Annotated in this window: 13 protein-coding genes; 8 read left to right on the top strand and 5 right to left on the bottom strand. The window is 72.0% G+C overall.

Annotated elements, in window-relative coordinates:
* Positions 1-89 precede the first annotated feature (89 nt).
* From EST54_RS21460 to EST54_RS21480, 5 genes are all read left to right on the top strand, one after another.
* Positions 90-851, top strand: a complete 762-nt coding sequence (locus EST54_RS21460; RefSeq protein ID WP_129249296.1) for a maleylpyruvate isomerase family mycothiol-dependent enzyme — start codon at positions 90-92, stop codon at positions 849-851.
* Positions 852-1,491: 640 nt separating this feature from the next.
* Positions 1,492-2,142 (top strand): DsbA family protein, encoded by a 651-nt coding sequence (locus EST54_RS21465; RefSeq protein WP_244942584.1) that lies wholly within the window; start codon positions 1,492-1,494, stop codon positions 2,140-2,142.
* Positions 2,143-2,194: 52 nt separating this feature from the next.
* Positions 2,195-3,004, top strand: coding sequence for an MBL fold metallo-hydrolase (locus tag EST54_RS21470; RefSeq protein ID WP_129249298.1), 810 nt, complete (start codon positions 2,195-2,197; stop codon positions 3,002-3,004).
* A 2-nt stretch (positions 3,005-3,006) separates the two neighbouring features.
* Positions 3,007-3,996 (top strand): aquaporin, encoded by a 990-nt coding sequence (locus tag EST54_RS21475; RefSeq protein ID WP_161989314.1) that lies wholly within the window; start codon positions 3,007-3,009, stop codon positions 3,994-3,996.
* Positions 3,971-4,879, top strand: coding sequence for a helix-turn-helix transcriptional regulator (locus tag EST54_RS21480; protein WP_174857486.1), 909 nt, complete (start codon positions 3,971-3,973; stop codon positions 4,877-4,879). Before EST54_RS21475 ends, EST54_RS21480 begins: the two co-directional genes overlap by 26 nt.
* A 179-nt stretch (positions 4,880-5,058) precedes the next feature.
* Here the strand turns inward: EST54_RS21480 and EST54_RS21485 are convergent, their stop codons facing one another.
* From EST54_RS21485 to EST54_RS21495, 3 genes are all read right to left on the bottom strand, one after another.
* Positions 5,059-5,724, bottom strand: coding sequence for a response regulator (locus EST54_RS21485; RefSeq protein WP_129249302.1), 666 nt, complete (start codon positions 5,722-5,724; stop codon positions 5,059-5,061).
* The gene (locus EST54_RS21490) at positions 5,721-7,013 is read right to left on the bottom strand and encodes a sensor histidine kinase (RefSeq protein ID WP_129249304.1); all 1,293 of its coding nucleotides are present in this window, start codon (positions 7,011-7,013) and stop codon (positions 5,721-5,723) included. The genes EST54_RS21485 and EST54_RS21490 overlap by 4 nt, the downstream gene beginning before the upstream one ends.
* Before the next feature lie 219 nt (positions 7,014-7,232).
* Positions 7,233-8,438 (bottom strand): geranylgeranyl reductase family protein, encoded by a 1,206-nt coding sequence (locus tag EST54_RS21495; protein WP_129249305.1) that lies wholly within the window; start codon positions 8,436-8,438, stop codon positions 7,233-7,235.
* Positions 8,439-8,616: 178 nt separating this feature from the next.
* On the opposite strand from EST54_RS21495, the gene EST54_RS21500 reads away from it, so the two are divergent.
* Positions 8,617-9,978 carry a dipeptidase gene (locus EST54_RS21500; protein ID WP_129249307.1) on the top strand — a complete coding sequence of 454 codons (1,362 nt, stop codon included), beginning with the start codon at positions 8,617-8,619 and terminating at the stop codon, positions 9,976-9,978.
* A gap of 74 nt (positions 9,979-10,052) precedes the next feature.
* Here EST54_RS21500 and EST54_RS21505 read toward each other — a convergent pair whose 3' ends face one another.
* A complete protein-coding gene (locus tag EST54_RS21505; RefSeq protein WP_129249309.1) occupies positions 10,053-11,096 on the bottom strand; it encodes an NUDIX hydrolase in 1,044 nt (347 codons plus the stop codon).
* Between the two features lie 1,323 nt (positions 11,097-12,419).
* Between EST54_RS21505 and EST54_RS21510 the strand changes: the two genes are divergently transcribed.
* Positions 12,420-14,486, top strand: coding sequence for an NPCBM/NEW2 domain-containing protein (locus EST54_RS21510; protein ID WP_174857487.1), 2,067 nt, complete (start codon positions 12,420-12,422; stop codon positions 14,484-14,486).
* A 119-nt stretch (positions 14,487-14,605) separates the two neighbouring features.
* On the opposite strand, the gene EST54_RS21515 is transcribed toward EST54_RS21510, so the two are convergent.
* Entirely contained in the window at positions 14,606-15,562 is a 957-nt protein-coding gene (locus tag EST54_RS21515; RefSeq protein ID WP_129249311.1) for an ROK family protein, read from the bottom strand.
* A 143-nt stretch (positions 15,563-15,705) separates the two neighbouring features.
* Here EST54_RS21515 and EST54_RS21520 point away from each other — a divergent pair, with 143 nt between their 5' ends.
* Positions 15,706-16,746 carry a LacI family DNA-binding transcriptional regulator gene (locus tag EST54_RS21520; RefSeq protein WP_129249312.1) on the top strand — a complete coding sequence of 347 codons (1,041 nt, stop codon included), beginning with the start codon at positions 15,706-15,708 and terminating at the stop codon, positions 16,744-16,746.
* Positions 16,747-17,032 lie beyond the last annotated feature (286 nt).

The raw sequence follows: 17,032 nt of genomic DNA on the forward strand, positions 1-17,032 counted from the left end.
GACTCCGGTGCCGGTGGACCGTGCGCGGGCCGGCCGCGGCCGGGACCCGCGCGGGTCCGTTGTCAGTGCCGACTGGCACACTCAGGGGCATGGAGATCACCGAGTTCGTCGAAACACTGCGACTGGACGGCAGCCTGCTCGCCAATGCCGCCGAGGAGGCGGGGCCGGATGCCCGGATTCCGGCTTGTCCCGAGTGGCGGATGCGGGATCTGGTCACCCACATAGGGCGGGTCCACCGGTGGGCGACGGAGTTCGTGACGCAGGGGAAGGAGCAGCCCGGCTCCTTCCCCGAGGCTCCCGATCTGGCCGACGACGAGCTCGACGGCTGGCTGCGCGAGGGCCACCACCAGCTCGTCCTGGCCCTGCACTCCGCCCCGCAGGACCTGACGGCCTGGACGTTTCTGCCCGCCCCGTCCCCGCTGGCGTTCTGGGCGCGCCGCCAGGCACACGAGACCTCGGTGCACCGCGCCGATGCCCAGCAGGCGGCCGGCGCCTCCCTCACTCCCCTCCCGTCCGCCTTCGCCGCCGACGGCATCGACGAAATCCTGACGGGCTTTCACTCCCGCGACCGCAGCAGGATCCGTACGGACCGCCCCCGCACGCTGCGGCTGCGCGCGACGGATGCGCCCGGCGCCGACTGGACCGTCCGGCTCTCCGACGCCCCGCCGCACACGGTGCGTACGGCCCCGGACGCCGACCGCCCGGAGACCGGAAAGCCGGTGGACTGCACGATCGAGGGCCCGGCCGAGGAGCTCTATCTCGCCCTGTGGAACCGTCTGCCGTGGGACACCCTGACGATCACCGGCGACGAGGCGCTGCCCGAACTGTGGCGGGAGCACGGGGGCATCTAGGGTCCGTCCTCGAACGGATCTTGCCCAGAGCAGGAATGACGCGAGACTGACCGCTGCTTCGTGGGAGTGGCGGTCTTGTCGTATCCGGTGGCGATGCCGCGAGAGCCCTTGAGGCGACGGAAGCGGCGCTCGACGACGTTGTGTACGAGGGTGGAGTCGATCCGGCGAGCCGGTCGATGTCGTCGGCCGCGTCCGCCTCGGCCTGGATGTGCCGGAGAGACCGGGTGAACACGCCGTCCAGGGCTCTCCGGTACGACGGTCGTGCAGCCGGAGGACCGCGCCGCGCGCCGCTGACATGCCCGCCCCGGGGGAATCCCGTTGGCCTTTCGTCGCACCTTCCTGACCGGAGGGCTCCCGTGCGCCTGCGCTCCAGAGCCGTGCCGCCACACGCCACAGACCATGGTTGCCGCCGGCGCCCTGGCCGCCGGCGCCCTGGCCGCCGGCGGCTGCACCCCTCCCCACGCCGCCTGAGCAGCGGCCCGCCCGGACCGTTGACATGAGCCGGTGCATGGCGCTGGATGTCGGATTTTGACCATCAGAGGTCGCGGACCGACCCGGGTGCACTCCAGCACTCGCCTTAGCGTTGAGCCTGTCGCTCGGCGAACACAGCACGGCGAGTGACGGAATCTGGAAAGGACGTGTGACGAGCTCCATGGAGCGCACCCAACTGACCTACGCCTTCGATGCCTACTGCGGCTGGTGCTACGGCTTCGGCCCGGCCTTGCACGAATTCGCCGATGCCAACGCCGACCGGATCGACCTGCGGGTCCTGTCCGGCGGGCTGTTCACCGGCCCGCGTGCCCTGCCGGTGGCGGCCTACCCGCACATCCCCGCTGCCAACACCCGTATCTCCGAGCTGACCGGTGTCACCTTCGGCCCTGGCTACGAGCGGGTGCTCGCCGAGGGCAATCGGGTGATGGACTCGACCGACGCGGCCACCGGCCTGGCCGCACTGCGCAGCCAGCCGGGCGCAAACGCTCTGGATGCGGCCGCTGCCATGCAGCGCGCCTGGTACATCGACGGCCGCAGCCTCTCCGATGTGCAGGTGTACCGGGACATCGCTGCCGAGCTGGGGCTGGATGCCGAGGCCGTAGCCATCGCGTACGGCGCACCTGCCGCCCGCGCCCGGGCCGAGGCCGACTTCCGCGAAGTGCGCCGGCTGGGTGTCGAGGGTTATCCGACGCTGCTGCTGCACACCGCGCACGGGGCCGATCGCCTGGGCGGCCCCCTCACCTCTGCCGATGCCCTTACCCGTGCCCTGGACCAGCGCCTCGCCGCCACGGCCGCCTGAACCGCTCGTCCCCCTCACCCCGTTCGTACTCTCCCTGAAGGGCAGGACTTCCATGTCCGCATTGAGCTACACCGTGCACACCGCCGGCGACACCGGCCTGCACAAGTCATCCGTACTGATCACCGGTGAACACGAGGCACTGCTGGTGGACGGCCAGTTCACGCTCGCCGAACAGCACCGGGTCCTGGCGGACATCCTCGACAGCGGCAGGGAACTGACCACGGTCGTGGTCACCACCTCCGACCCGGACTACTACTTCGGCCTCGAAGTGATCCGTCGGGCGTTCCCCCGGGTCAGAATCGTCGCCACGGCCACCACCGTCGAGAGGATCAAGGCAAGCTGGGAGTCCAAGCTGCGTACCTGGGCGCACCTCGGCAAGAACCTCCCGAACGAGGTCGTCATCCCCGAGGTGCTGGAGGAGGACGGCGTCAGCATCGAGGGACACCGCTTCGAACTCCGCGGCGGGCACCCGGACCTGGTCTGGCGCACCGAATACCTGTGGCAGCCCGAGGACCGGGCGGTCGTCGGCGGTGTGCTGCTCTTCTCCGGCCTGCACGTGTGGACCGCGGACACCGCCACGGCACGCGAGCGCTCCGCCTGGGCCGAGGCGCTGGCCGAGATGGAGCAGCTGAACCCGCGCTACGTCGTCGCCGGCCACCGCGCTGCGGAGTCCGCCACCGACGCCTCGGTGATCGCCTTCACTCGCGCCTATCTGGCCGAGTTCGAGGAGGAGCTGGCCAAGAGCGGTGACAGTGCCGAGGCGTTGCAGACCGCGATGCAGCGCCGCCATCCGGACCTGGGGCTTCTGGTGGCGTTGGAGCTGGGCTCCAAGGTCGCCACCGGCGAGATGACCTGGGGCTGACCGTGCGGGCAGAACTCCGTGCCCTCCCCGGGCGGGAGAACGGCACGGCTTCCGGCGGCGGCACCGTCGCCGCCGGAAGGCACGCGGCCCGGCGGGAGATCGCCTGGGCTGCGGCCGCTGTGGAGTTCACCCTCACCGGTGCGGTGCTGTTCGTCGTGGTCACAGCCGTCCGGTGGACGATGGCGTCCCCCTTCAGCCGGGCACTCCCCAACGTGCACCTCCAACTCGTGGTAGTGGCCGTGCTCGTCGGAGCCGCGCTCTCACTGGCGCTCTCCTCCCGGTGGGGCCGTCTCTCCGGCGGGCACCTCAACCCGGCCGTGACCCTTGCCCTGTGGCTGGCGGGCGCTTTCCCCGGCCGCAACGTCCTGCCGTACGCCGTGGCCCAACTCGGCGGATCACTGGCCGGCACCGGGCTGGCGCGGCTCGTGTGGGGCCCGGCCGTCGGCGGCCGGTTGGCGTACGCCGCCGTGCGGCCCGGACCGGGCTGGTCGGCCGCCGCGCTGTGCGCGGCAGAGGCCGCCGCCACGGCCGCGGTGATCGCGGTGGCTCTCTTCCTCCTGTCACGTCCCCCGTTGACGAAGTGGGTACCACTGGCCCTCCCCGCCGCCGCGGCCACGGTCATCGTCGTCCTCGGCACTCTCACCGGCGGGTCGGCCAATCCCGCCCGCCAGTTCGGCCCCGCCATCTGGGCGGGCCGGCCGGCCTACCTGTGGGCGTATCTGCTGGCCCCCCTCGCCGGGGCTGCCCTCACCGCCCTGGCCACCCGCCGCTGCACCCTCGGGCGTCGGCGGCGTTGCCCGCCCACCCGTGCCGATGTGGGTGCGTCCGGATCCTCGCCGCCTCCCCCACCTGCCAGGAAGCCACCATGCCAACCACCTACCGCGTCGCCGCCGACCAGGCCCAGCCGGCCCGGCTCGATGCCGACGCCCCCGTCGAGAGGAGTCCAGCCGGATACAGTGGCGACTGATGATGGTGAAAAAACGACACGGTGACGCAGCCGAGATCGCCGACATCGCCTTCGCGGCCCCCGTCGGCACGCCCACCGGAATCGAGGTCATGTCCCTGGCGGAGCTGCGGAAGCGAGTCCCCGTCCGGATGGGTAAGGCCGGTCTCACCGCGCCCCAACGGCCGACCTTTCACCACCTGCTCACCCTCACCAGCGGCTCTCTCTGGCACACCGTGGACTTCACCGGCTACGCCCTCAAGCCCGGCTCCTGGCTGTGGGTACGCCCTGGCCAGGTGCAGCAATGGGCCGACCCGCACGAGGCCGAAGGCACATTGATCCTTTTCGAGCGCGACTTCCTGGACCCCGGCACCGTGGCCGCCGCGGCCGTGGACGACCGACACGCCGCGGTCCTCCACGTCCCCGTCGCAGAGGACCGTGATGCCCTGGACACGGCCACTGCCCATCTGACACTTGAGTTCCAGGCCCCGCGCCGACTCCCTCTCGACACTCATACGGCGGTGCTGCGTCATCTGCTGGCGGTCCTCGTTCTGCGCCTGGCCCGCGTCACTGCCCCGGTCGGCAGCCCGGCCCCCGAACCCGGTGAGACCTACCTCCGCTTCCGGGACGCGGTCGATCGCGACTTCACCCGCACCCGCCGCCTGGAGGACTACGCCCAAGCCCTCGGCTACTCGACCCGCACCCTCTCCCGGGCCACGCTGGCCGCCGCGGGCGTCGGCGCGAAGGAATTCATCGACCGACGCGTGATCCTTGAAGCCCGGCGCCTGCTGGCACACGGCGACCAGTCGGCCTCACGCATCGCCGCCCAGCTCGGCTTCTCCAGCGCCACCAACTTCAGCAAGTTCTTTCACCAGCGCACCGGGCAGTCCCCGGTCGCCTTCCGTACCGCTGTCCGCGGACACGCCACCTAGGGTCCGTCTTCAAAGATCATCGGGTTGGTGGATCACCATGGGGTGATACGCGCCCATGAACTCACCGTTCAGGAGTGGGAGTTACTCGCTCGGCTGATACCGCGCAGGGCGGGTCTGGCGCAGGCAGCATCCGAGCAGGGAGGCACCTGCCCGCAACGCCGCCGCCCCCTCGCCCGCCGTCAGCCCAGCCAGCCGGGCCGCACCAACCCCGACTCGTAGGCCAGGACGACCAGTTGGGCACGGTCACGGGCGCCCAGTTTCACCATCGTGCGGCTGACATGCGTCTTGGCGGTGAGCGGGCTGACGACCAGCCGGCGGGCGATCTCGTCGTTGGACAGGCCGATGCCGACCAGCGCCATCACCTCCCGCTCCCGCTCGGTCAGTTCGGACAGCGCACCGGCCGCGGCCGGCTCCTTGGAGCGGGCCGCGAACTCCGCGATCAGACGGCGGGTGACACCGGGTGAGAGCAGCGCGTCGCCGGCGACGACCGCACGCACGGCCCGCAGCAGCTCGTCCGGTTCGGTGTCCTTGACCAGGAAGCCGGAGGCCCCGGAGCGGAGCGCCTCGAAGACGTACTCGTCCAGCTCGAAGGTGGTCAGCATGACGACCTTCACCTCCGCCAGCCGCGGGTCCCCGGTGATCCGGCGGGTGGCGGCCAGGCCGTCCACCACCGGCATCCGGATGTCCATCAGGACGATGTCCGGGCGGTGTTCGCGGACGGCGGCCAGCGCCTGCTCCCCGTCCGCGGCCTCGGCGACCACCCCGATATCGGGCTGGGCGTCCAGCAGCGCCTTGAATCCGGCCCGGACCAGCAGCTGGTCGTCGGCGAGCAGTACCCGGATCACGACTCCTCCTCGGTGGCGGCCGGGGTCACCGTATCCGCGTCCGCGGCCCGGCCGGGGCCCGGCGTCCCGGCCAGCGGGATGCGCGCCCGGACCCGGAAACCGCCGTCCGGGCGGGGACCCGCCTCGACGGTGCCCCCCAGGGCGGCCGCCCGCTCCCGCATCCCGATCAGACCGTTGCCGCCACCGGACGGCTCGCCCGCACCGGAGGTCGCCGGTCCGTCGTCGTCGACCCGGATCTCCAGCGCCCCGGGGAGGTAGCGGAGCAGCACCCGGGCGGTGCGCGAGCCGGAGTGCCGGACGATGTTGGTGAGCGCCTCCTGCACGATGCGGAAGGCGGCCAGATCGGTCCCGGGCGCCAGGGCGACCCGGGCGCCCTCGGTGCCGATGTCCACGGCGAGACCGGCGCGCCGTGCCTGCTCGGTGAGTTCGGGCAGCCGGTCGAGTCCGGGAGCCGGGGAGCGCGGCGCGTCGCCCGGGGTGCGCAGGGTGCCGAGGACCTGGCGCACCTCGCCCAGCGCCTCCTTGCTGGCGTCCTTGATGGTGGTCAGCGCGGTCCGCGCCTGCTCCGGGTCCTGGTCGAGCAGCGCCAGGCCCACGCCCGCCTGGACGTTGATGACGGAGATGCTGTGGGCGAGTACGTCATGCAGCTCCCGGGCGATCCGCAGCCGCTCCTCGTCCGCCCGGCGCCGCTCCGCGGCGGCCCGCTCCGCACCTGCCTTGGCCAGCTGTTCACGGCGCACCCGTACCAGCTCGGAGAGGGCCATCACGGCCACCACCCAGACGAGGGCGAGCAGTTCCTGGTCCCAGGAGCCGGGCCCCTTGTGCGGGGGCAGCAGGCGGTAGAGCCAGTGGGCGACCAGCACATGGGAGACCCACACCCCGCCCAGCGCGCACCAGGCGACCGTGCGGTGCCCGGCGACCACTGCCGAGAACGCGCCGAGCGCGAGGATGAGGAAGACCGGCCCGTACGGATAGCCGGCCGCAAGGTAGACGGCGGTGACGGCGGCGGTGCCGAGGGCGACGGCGCGCGGGTAACGGTGCCGGAAGAGCAGCAGGGCCGCGCCGCCGATCAGAAGGGCCCGGGCGAGGGAGTCCACCGGGACGCGGCCGGGCTGCTTGTGCCCGGCGAAGCCCGAGCCCACCGTCACGGCGACCGCCACGACCAGCGTCGAGATCCAGGGCAGCCGGGTGCCGGGCCGGCCCCACCCCTCCCCGGGCGTGACCACCGGCCACCGCGCCCACCGCGGCCCGAAGCAGCGCCGCACCCACGTCGGCCGTGCGTTCTCCATACGGTCACGCTAGACCGCGACGGGGCCTACCGGCGTCAGCCCGGCGCAGGGGCCGGCCGTACTCTCCAGGTAGTACGGCCTACCGCCGGGAGGACGAGGGGGACGGCAGGGGGGACCATCACCGTCCGGCCGCCCGGCCGCCCGGCTGCCCAGAGCGCGACGAGGGCCGTACGCCCGCCCCGTCCGGCGACGCCTGGCCACAGGGCCACGGGCCGCCCCTCACCCCCGGTCCATCGCCTCCAGCGCCCGCCGCGCCACCGGGCGGGTGCGGACGATCTCGGCCAGCGTGGTCGTCCCGCGGGTGATCTTCGCGAAGGCGTGCCAGGCGGGACGGAAGCCCGTGATCGCCGCGTGCAGCAGGCCGGGGCGGCGGGTGAAGACCTGGAGCATCCGGCGCCCCACGCCCATCTCCACCCCGAGGCCGGCCTTGATGGCGAAGGCGTAATTGAGGGCCTGGCGGCGGGCGTCCACCGCGTCGTGCGCCTCGGATACCCGTACCGCCCACTCCCCCGCGAGCCGCCCGGACCGCAGGGCGAAGGAGATGCCCTCCCGGGTCCACGGCTCCAGCAGCCCGGCCGCGTCCCCGCACACCAGCACCCGGCCGCGGGACAGCGGCGAGTCATCGGCGCGGCAACGCGTCAGATGCCCCGAGGAGATGCTCGGTTCGAAACCGGCCAGGCCCAGCCGGCCGATGAAGTCCTCCAGGTAGCGCTTGGTCGCCGCGCCCTCACCACGTGCGGAGATGACGCCCACGGTGAGGGTGTCGCCCTTGGGGAACACCCAGCCGTAACTGCCGGGGATCGGCCCCCAGTCGATGAGCACCCGGCCCGCCCAGTCCTCCGCGACCGGCTCCGGCACCGGAATCTCCGCCTCCAGGCCCAGGTCGACCTGGTCGACCTTGACCCCGACATGCCCCCCTATACGGCCCGCGCTGCCGTCCGCGCCGACCACGGCACGCGCCAGCACCACCTCGCCGTCGCCCAGCACCACCGCGACGGTCCGCCGGTCCGGTACCTCGGCGCCGTGCTGTTCCACCCGCGCGACCGTGACACCGGTGCGGACCGTGGCGCCCGCGTCCTGGGCCGACGCGACCAGCCGGGCATCGAACTCGGGCCGGTTGATCAGCCCGAACAGCATGTTCTTGGAGCGGCGGGTGCGGGTGAGCCGGCCGTTCAGCGAGAACGTCACCGCATGCACCCGGTCGCGCAACGGCAGGTCGAAGCCGGGCGGCAGGGAATCCCGCGAGGGGCCGATGATGCCGCCGCCACAGGTCTTGTAGCGCGGGAGGTCCGCTTTCTCCAGCAGCAACACCCGGCGTCCCGTACACGCCGCGGCATGCGCCGCCGAGGCGCCCGCAGGCCCCGCGCCCACCACCACGACGTCCCACACCTGCTCGTTGTCCTCCGCTGCCCGCTCGCTGCTCACCTGTGCGTCTGCTCCCGTTCCATAGCTGGCTGCGCGTCCCGCCCGCATCCTACGGGCCGCTGTTGTGTGCGGGGCCTGTGGGAAGATCGGGGGCACTGATGTCCGTACGTCCGGCCCGTCCGGCTCACAAGGTCCGGACGGCCCGTACGCACAACGCCGCGCCCACCAGGAGCGTTCCATGACTGACAGTCCGCTCGCACACACCGTCGCCGCGCTGCAGCCGCGTGCCAGGACCGAACTGGCCGAGCTGGTGGCCTTCAAGTCGGTGGCAGATCCGGCCCAGTTCCCCCGGAGCGAGTGCGAGGCGGCGGCCCGGTGGGTCGTCGAGGCGCTGCGGGCGGACGGCTTCCAGGACGTGGCGCTGCTGGACACCCCCGACGGCACCCAGTCCGTGTACGGCTACCTGCCCGGCCCGGCCGGTGCCCCGACGGTCCTGCTGTACGCGCACTACGACGTGCAGCCTCCGCTGGACGAGGCCGCCTGGGTCTCCCCGCCGTTCGAGCTGACCGAGCGCGACGGCCGCTGGTACGGCCGCGGGGCCGCCGACTGCAAGGGCGGCCTGATCATGCATCTGACGGCGCTGCGCGCGCTGAAGGAGCACGGCGGGGTGCCGGTCAACGTCAAGGTGATCGTGGAGGGTTCCGAGGAGCAGGGCACCGGCGGTCTGGAGCGCTACGCCGAGGCGCACCCCGATCTGCTGGCCGCCGATGCCATCGTCATCGGCGACACCGGTAACTTCCGGGTCGGGCTGCCGACGGTGACCGCGACGCTGCGCGGCATGACGCTCGTCCGGGTCCAGGTCGACACCCTGGAGGGCAATCTGCACTCCGGCCAGTTCGGCGGCGCGGCCCCCGACGCACTGGCGGCGCTGATCCGGATCCTGGACTCGCTGCGCGCCGAGGACGGTTCGACGACGGTACGGGGCCTGACCGCCGACGCCACCTGGGACGGCCTTGCCTACCCGGAAGCCGACTTCCGCAAGGACGCCAAGGTCCTGGACGGGGTCGGGCTGCTCGGCAGCGGCACGGTCGCGGACCGGATCTGGGCGCGGCCGGCCGTCACGGTGCTCGGCATCGACTGCCCGCCGGTGGTCGGTGCCACGCCGTCCGTCCAGGCGGGTGCGCGGGCGCTGGTGAGCCTGCGGGTGCCGCCGGGCACGGACGCGGCCGAGGCGACGAAGCTGCTGGCCGCGCATCTGGAGGGCGCCGCTCCGTGGGGTGCGCGGGTCGCGGTCGAGCAGGTCGGGCAGGGGCAGGCGTTCCGCGCGGACACCAGCAGCCCGGCGTATGCGTCGATGGCGGCGGCGCTCCAGGAGGCGTACGACGGCGAGGAGATGCAGACCTCCGGCATGGGCGGCTCGATCCCGCTGTGCAACACCCTGGCCGGGCTCTACCCGGACGCGGAGATCCTGCTCATCGGGCTGAGCGAACCGGAGGCGCAGATCCACGCGGTCAACGAGAGCGTCTCGCCGCAGGAGCTGGAACGGCTCTCGCTGGCGGAGGCGCTGTTCCTGGGCGAGTACGCGAAGAGCCGCGCCTGAGGTCCTGAGGCCCGCCGGGACGGACGGGCGCCGCGGCCGGGCCGGGGCGCGGCGCCCGATCCTCCGACGGTGCGTCAGCCGACGGGGACACCCGCCTCCAGGTGGAGCGGACAGCCTTGTTCGCGGGCGCGCAGCGCCCAGCGCAGCCGGTTCCAGCGCACCGGCGGCAGCATCTTCTCGGCCTCGGTCTCGGTGACGAAGCGCCATTCGCGCAGTTCGGAGCCGGGCAGCAGCAGCTTGCTGATCCGGTCGTCGGTCAGGGTGCCGCCGTCGTAGAGCAGCCGCATACCGCCGAAGCCGGGCGGTTTGGGGGCTTCCCAGTCCAGGACGAGCAGCCGGGGCGCACGGGGCAGTTCGATGCCGAGCTCCTCGGCGACCTCCCGTACTCCGGCGTGGACGGGTGCCTCCCCGCGCTCCACGATGCCGCCGGGGAATTCCCAGCCGGCCTTGTAGGTCGGGTCGACGAGCAGCACCCGGTCCTGGTCGTCGAAGAGCAGCACCCCGGCCGCGAGCGTCTCGGCGGTCGGTTCGGGGGTCTGCACGATGTCGCAGGCGCCGGCGCCGGTGCGTACGGCCTCGGCGACCCGCTCGGCGGTCTGCCGGGGCGTGAGCCGGGTGGTGTCGACGACGTGGGCGTCGCCCTGGAGCCAGGGCAGGGCATCGGCGTACGGGCCCAGGTGTTCCAGGCTCCACCGGCGCGTCGACGCGGCGGCTTCGGTGGCCTCGGTGTCCTCGGCGGCGTCCGCACGGTGGGCTATTCGGGCCCGCAGGATCGTTTCCTCCGCATGCAGCAGCACGTGCCGTACGGGAATCCGGCGGGCCGCGAGGGCGCCGAAGATCTCGTCGCGGTACTCCTGCCGCAGCAGCGTCATGGGCGTGATCAGCGGGCCCGGCACTTCGGTGAGCAGTGCCGCGGCGGTGTCCACGACCAAGCGCCGCCAGGCCGGCAGGTCCTGATAGTCGTCGATCTCCTCGAACCGCTTGGCCGGCAGCATCAACCGCAGTCCGCTGCCGAGGAGTTCGGGGTCGTAGAGCGTGCTTCCGGGAAGCAGGTCGAGCAATTCTTGAGCCGCAGTGGTCTTGCCCGCACCGAACGTGCCGTTCAGCCAGACGATCACGGTTTCCCCTCTTCCCTAGACCCAGGTGAGTTGCCCGGCACACCCTGCCACGGAAAGTCCGGGCCAGGGGCCGCGCACAGGACCGGGAACGTTGCGCATTCGACCAACGGCGCGGCCAGGGAGACTTCGCGCACCCGTGGACGAGCCGATCGCGAAATGCACCGCGCGGAGGATGCCGGTCACCGCATCCCCGCCACGAAGCCCCCGGCAAACAAGCGCTCCCCAGCCCCTCCAGAACCGAAACCCTCCCCCGCATACCGGATTCCCGCCCCGTCGGCCCAGGCGGCGCGCATATGACGGCGGTCCGTGGACGACCGGCGGCCGGTTCCGCACGGTCCACCACACTTTGCCCGCCTCAAGGGCCGGGCCGGCGAGGAAATGCCGTGGGAGAAGCGGAATGAGGAGCGGAATATGGGGCTCGCGGGCGGCACATGCGTCGAGAACGCGGTGCGCGGTGCGGTGGCCGGTGCGCGGTACGCAGTGTGCTGTGCCCGGTGATCTCTGTCATCGGTGGTGCACCGGCCGCGCATGATTTTCGGGGCCAAGGTGTCCGGAGTTTGCCCCGCTGAAGGGAAAGGCCCTGCCCTGGGCGGAAGTTGTTGCCGTTCCAGGGGAATTGCTTGGCCGCCGGGTCGACGAGTGAACGGAAGACGTACGGAGGGAGAGTGACCTGCCGGTACTGCATCCGGACACACCTTCTCCGCCGCTGATTTGCGACCATCAGGAATTCCTGGGGGCGGGGCCCGCAGGGAATTCTCCAGGATGCAGACGCAGGTGCGGATGCACATACGGAGACGGAGACGGAGACGCATATGGACGCGGACACGGACGCGGACACGGATGCGGGTACGGATACGGACACGGACACGGATACAGGCGTAGGGACGGATGCAGAGGCGGAGAAAGCGGGAGAACCAGGGACAGCCAGAGGAAAGGCGAGCTGCACGCGAGGACGCACCACCGCGAGGAAGTCGTACCTCGCATGACGTCAGACCGCCGCGAGGACGGCGGAGATCGAGCTCGCGGGGCGCGCGGCTACGCGAGACACCAGTGAGCGGCGCGCCGGGGGGCGGCGATGAGCGAACCGGTCCGCTCGGGGCAAGCAGAGGGCCGAGCCAGAGGCGAGCAGGCGGAACCAAACATAACCAAACGCACGTGGCGGGATCTCGTCCCGAACGGCGGGGAACGTCACGGACTTTGGGGGTGACAGAGGAACCACCATCACCCCTCTTCCAACAGACTCCAACAAGCTCTACCGTAAACACTCGCCAGCGAACGGTCGCGACCCCACCACACCTCTCGTGAAGACGGAGGACGCGAAGCATGCGCGTTCACATCCGCACCACCCACCGGCGAGGTCACCGAAGAATCGTCGGAGCGCTGTCCGCCGCACTGCTGTGTACGGCAGGGGTGACCGCCCTGCCCGCCGCGGCCCGTACGCCCGATGCCCCGGGCCCCGGCACCGCTCACAGCAGCGGCACCACCCCCGCGCCCCGGCTTCCCGGCGGGCTCGCCAAGACGCCCCCGATGGGCTTCAACAACTGGAACTCCACAGAGTGCCGGGCGGAGTTCAACGAGGAGATGGTCAAGGGCATCGCCGATCTCTTCGTCAGCAAGGGACTCAAGGCTGCCGGCTACCAGTACGTCAATCTCGACGACTGCTGGGCGCTGCCCACCCGCGACGGGGAGGGCAAGCTCGTGCCCGACCCCCGGCGTTTCCCGCACGGCATCAAGGCAGTTGCCGACTATGTGCATGCCAAGGGCCTGAAGTTCGGCATCTATACGAGCGCCGGCATCAAAACCTGCAACCCGGCCGGATTTCCCGGCGGCCTGGGGCACGAGACGTCCGATGCCCAGCAGTTCGCCGACTGGGGCGTGGACTACCTCAAGTACGACAACTGCAATAACCTCGGCGTGGACGCCAAGCAGCGGTACCGCACCATGCGGGACGCGCTCAAGGCCACCGGACGGCCCATCGTCTACAGCATCTGCGAATGGGGCGAGAACAAGCCCTGGGAGTGGGCGTCCGACGTAGGGCATCTGTGGCGCACCACCGGCGACATCAGTGACTCATGGGCGAGCATGCTCGGGATCGCGAAGCAGAATCTGCCGCTCGCGCCGCACGCCGGACCCGGGCACTGGAACGACCCGGACATGCTGGAGGTCGGCAACGGCGGGATGACGGACACCGAGTACCGCAGCCACTTCTCACTGTGGTCGATGATGGCCGCCCCCCTGCTGATCGGCTCCGATCTGCGCAAAGCCACCCCGGAGACCTTCACGATCCTGGCCAACAAGGACATCATCGCCGTCGACCAGGACGCACTGGGCAAACCGGCCACGGTGCTGGCGTCCGAGTCCGGCCGCTGGACGCTGGTCAGGCAACTGGCGGGCGGCGACCGCGCGGTGGCGCTGTTCAACGAGACCGACGAGCCGCAGCGGATCTCCACCACAGCCGCGAAGGCGGGCCTTCCGCAGGCCGCCGGGTACCGCCTGCGTGATCTGTGGCGGCACCGGGACACCCACACCACGGGCACCGTCTCCGCGACCGTTCCGGCGCACGGCACCGTCGTCTACCGGATCTCCGCCGACCCGCACTGGGCCGGCTACCCGCCGGCCGTCGAGACCGGTCTCGACCGCACCCCGCTGGCCGAGGCCGGCACCGCCGCCGACCTCCGCTCGACCGTCCGCAATCTGGGCGGCACCCCCGCCAGGAACCTCCAGGTGACGCTCAAGGCCCCGCGTGGCTGGCAGCTCAAGGCGGCCTCGCCGGCGACGGCCCGCGCGCTGCCCGGCGGGAACACATTCACCACCCGCTGGAAGATCACCGCACCGGCCGGCACCCCGCCCGGCGCCTACGATCTGCCGCTCACCGCCGGATACCGCTCACCGAGCGGCGAACGGGCCACCACGACACTGCCCGGCACGGCTCATGTCGTGGTGCCACCGCCGTCCGGGACCTCGTACGCCGCCGAACTGCCCTGGCTCACCGCCACCAACGGCTGGGGCCCGGTCGAGAAGAACACCAGCGTCGGGGAGCGTGCGGCGGGGGACGGCAGACCGCTCAGTATCGGCGGCACGGGCTTCGCACGGGGCGTGGGTGCCCATGCCGCCAGCGCGGTGAGCTTCTACACGGGCGGACGGTGCTCCGTGTTCCGTGCCCAGGTCGGCGTCGACGACGAGGCCGGTGACCGGGGCTCGGTGGGCTTCGAGGTGTGGGCCGACGGCAAGCGGGTCGCCAGGACCGCCACGGTGACCGGCGCGGACGCGGCCACAGCGGTCAGCGCCGAAATCACCGGAGCGCAGACCGTCCGGCTCGTCGCGACCGACGGCGGGGACGGCATCGACTACGACCACGCCGACTGGGCGGACGCCAAGTTCAGCTGCTGACAGCCGGGTTGCTGCCGGGCGGGCCGGAGGGCCCGCCCGGCTTCGTTGGCCGGGCACCACTCGCCGGAATGCACCCAGCACCCCGCCATGCGGACAGCGCGCCTCGCCAGAACGGCTGGTCAGGGTGCCGGAACGAAGGCTTCGAGACGGGACTGCTGGGCGGCGGCCGCGGCGGCTCCCACCACCCCGGCGTCCGTACCCATCTGGGCGGGGACGACCGTCAGCCCGGAGATGAACGACAGCGTCGCGTAGTCCCGCAGAGCCGCCCGCAAGGGAGCGAAGAGGACCTCCCCCGCGCCCGCAACTCCCCCGCCGATGACCGCGATATCGATCTCGACGAGCGTGGCGGTGGCGGCTATCCCGGCGGCCAGCGCCTGGGCAGCCCGCTCGAAGGAACGGCGGGCGACCGGGTCCCCGGCCCGCGCGGCGGCCGCGACGGCCGCCGCGCTGGCGTCACCATCGGGGCCCGGCTGCCAGCCGTGGGCCAGCGCCCGGCGGGCGATGTTGGGGCCGCTGGCAATCCGCTCCACACAGCCGCGGGCGCCGCACGGACAGGGGTCACCGTCGAGGTCGACGCTGATGTGTCCGATGTGCCCGGCGTTCCCCGTGGGGCCCGGATGCAACCGGCCGTTGAGCACGAGTCCGCCGCCGACTCCGGTGGAGACCACCATGCACAGCGCATTCGCGTGGCCGCGCGCGGCGCCCTGCCAGTGCTCGGCCGCGGTCATCGCGACGCCGTCACCGACCAGCACGACCGGGCGCTCCCCGACGAGCGCCTGCACCCCCGCGACGAGCGGGAACTCGCGCCAGCCGGGGATGTTGACCGGGCTGACGGTGCCGGAGGCCGCGTTCACCGGGCCCGCACTGCCGATACCGACGGCCGCCACCCGCGCCCACTCCGGCCCCGCGGCCAGCTCACCGACGACCTCGGCCACCGCACGCATCACGGTCGCCCCGTCCTTGTCAGCGGGGGTGGGCCGGGCCGCCCGCACGATCAGCCTGCCGTGGGTGTCCACCAGAGCGCCGGCGATCTTGGTGCCGCCAATGTCCAGCGCTGCGCTGAGGTCCGTCTGCATCAGTGATGAATCTCCTGGTGGGCCCGGGAAACCGGGGGTATCGGCCCGGCGTGAGAACGCCAGTCTTCCGTTGATTGACAACGTTGTCTAGAGGCTATGCTCGACGCCACACCTGGACGCCGAGAGAAACAGGACCGCACACCGTGACCGACACCGCGCGGGGCACGTCCCGCCGCTATGGCACCCGGCCCACGATGAAGGATGTCGCGGCACGCGCCGGCGTCGGACTCAAGACGGTCTCCCGCGTGGTCAACGGCGAACCGGGCGTGACCCCGGACACCGAGCGACGGGTCCAGGAAGCCATCACCGCCCTGGGATTTCGCCGCAACGACTCCGCCCGGATTCTGCGCAAGGGGCGCACGGCCAGCATCGGTCTGGTGCTGGAGGATCTCGCCGACCCCTTCTACGGCCCGCTCAACCGCGCCGTCGAGGAAGTCGCGCGCAGCCACGGAGCGCTGCTGATCAATGGCTCCAGCGCCGAGGACCCTTCCCGTGAACAGGAGTTGGTGCTGGCGCTGTGCGCGCGACGGGTGGACGGACTGGTCATCATCCCGGCCGCCGACGACCACCGCTATCTGGAGCCGGAGATCACGGCCGGGATAGCGACGGTGTTCGTGGACCGCCCGGCCGGCCGGATCGACGCGGACACCGTGCTCTCCGACAACTTCGGCGGCGCCCAGGACGCGGTGGCCCATCTCATCGCGCACGGCCACCGCCGGATCGGCTTCATCGGCGACCAGCCGCGGATCCACACCGCACGGGAGCGGCTGCGCGGCTATCGCGCGGCGATGGCCGCGGCCGGACTGCCCGTCGACGATTCCTGGGTGGCGCTCGGCTCCACCGCACCCGACCGCGTACGCGCCGCCGCCACCACGATGCTGGATGCCCCAGAGCCGGTGACCGCGCTCTTCGCGGGCAACAACCGGGTCACCGTCACCGCCGTACGCGTCCTCGGTGAACGCCCGCGCCCGGTCGCGCTCGTGGGCTTCGACGACTTCGAGCTGGCCGATCTCGTCCGGCCCGCGATCACGGTCGTCGCCCAGGACCCGGCGCACATGGGCCGAACGGCCGCCGGGCTGCTCTTCCGTCGCCTCGACGGCATCGAGGACCCGCCGCGCCGTACGGAGATCCCCACCCGTCTGATCGCCCGTGGCTCGGGCGAGATCCCTCCGGCCGAGGACTGAGCGAGAACGTCCTGACCTGATGGCCCGTCCACCAACCGCCCGGGCCACTCGGACCACTCGGGCCACCCGCGCCGGCACCGATCGCGCCGCCCGCCCACACACCGTCAACTGCCCCTTGGCAGCGCCCCACACCAGTCTCATCGGCTCCCCCGCCGTGGTCCTTCCTCAATCCACAGCCATGCTCGCACGAGCCACTGACAACGCGATGCCGCCGCGTACGGCGCTGGCCGCGGGAAGCCGCCGGTCGCGGGAAGCGCCGGCTCTCCCCCGCCCCCTCCCCCTCCTC

Source organism: Streptomyces sioyaensis (assembly GCF_004122735.1).
Lineage (GTDB): Bacteria > Actinomycetota > Actinomycetes > Streptomycetales > Streptomycetaceae > Streptomyces > Streptomyces sioyaensis.

What these genes read in the sequence shown, in the direction of transcription:
- EST54_RS21460 (WP_129249296.1), top strand. Translation starts at nt 90, where the DNA reads ATGGAGATCACCGAGTTCGTCGAAACACTGCGACTGGACGGCAGCCTG.
- EST54_RS21470 (WP_129249298.1), top strand. Translation starts at nt 2,195, where the DNA reads ATGTCCGCATTGAGCTACACCGTGCACACCGCCGGCGACACCGGCCTG.
- EST54_RS21480 (WP_174857486.1), top strand. Translation starts at nt 3,971, where the DNA reads ATGATGGTGAAAAAACGACACGGTGACGCAGCCGAGATCGCCGACATC.
- EST54_RS21490 (WP_129249304.1), bottom strand. Translation starts at nt 7,013, where the DNA reads ATGGAGAACGCACGGCCGACGTGGGTGCGGCGCTGCTTCGGGCCGCGG.
- EST54_RS21500 (WP_129249307.1), top strand. Translation starts at nt 8,617, where the DNA reads ATGACTGACAGTCCGCTCGCACACACCGTCGCCGCGCTGCAGCCGCGT.
- EST54_RS21510 (WP_174857487.1), top strand. Translation starts at nt 12,420, where the DNA reads ATGCGCGTTCACATCCGCACCACCCACCGGCGAGGTCACCGAAGAATC.
- EST54_RS21515 (WP_129249311.1), bottom strand. Translation starts at nt 15,562, where the DNA reads ATGCAGACGGACCTCAGCGCAGCGCTGGACATTGGCGGCACCAAGATC.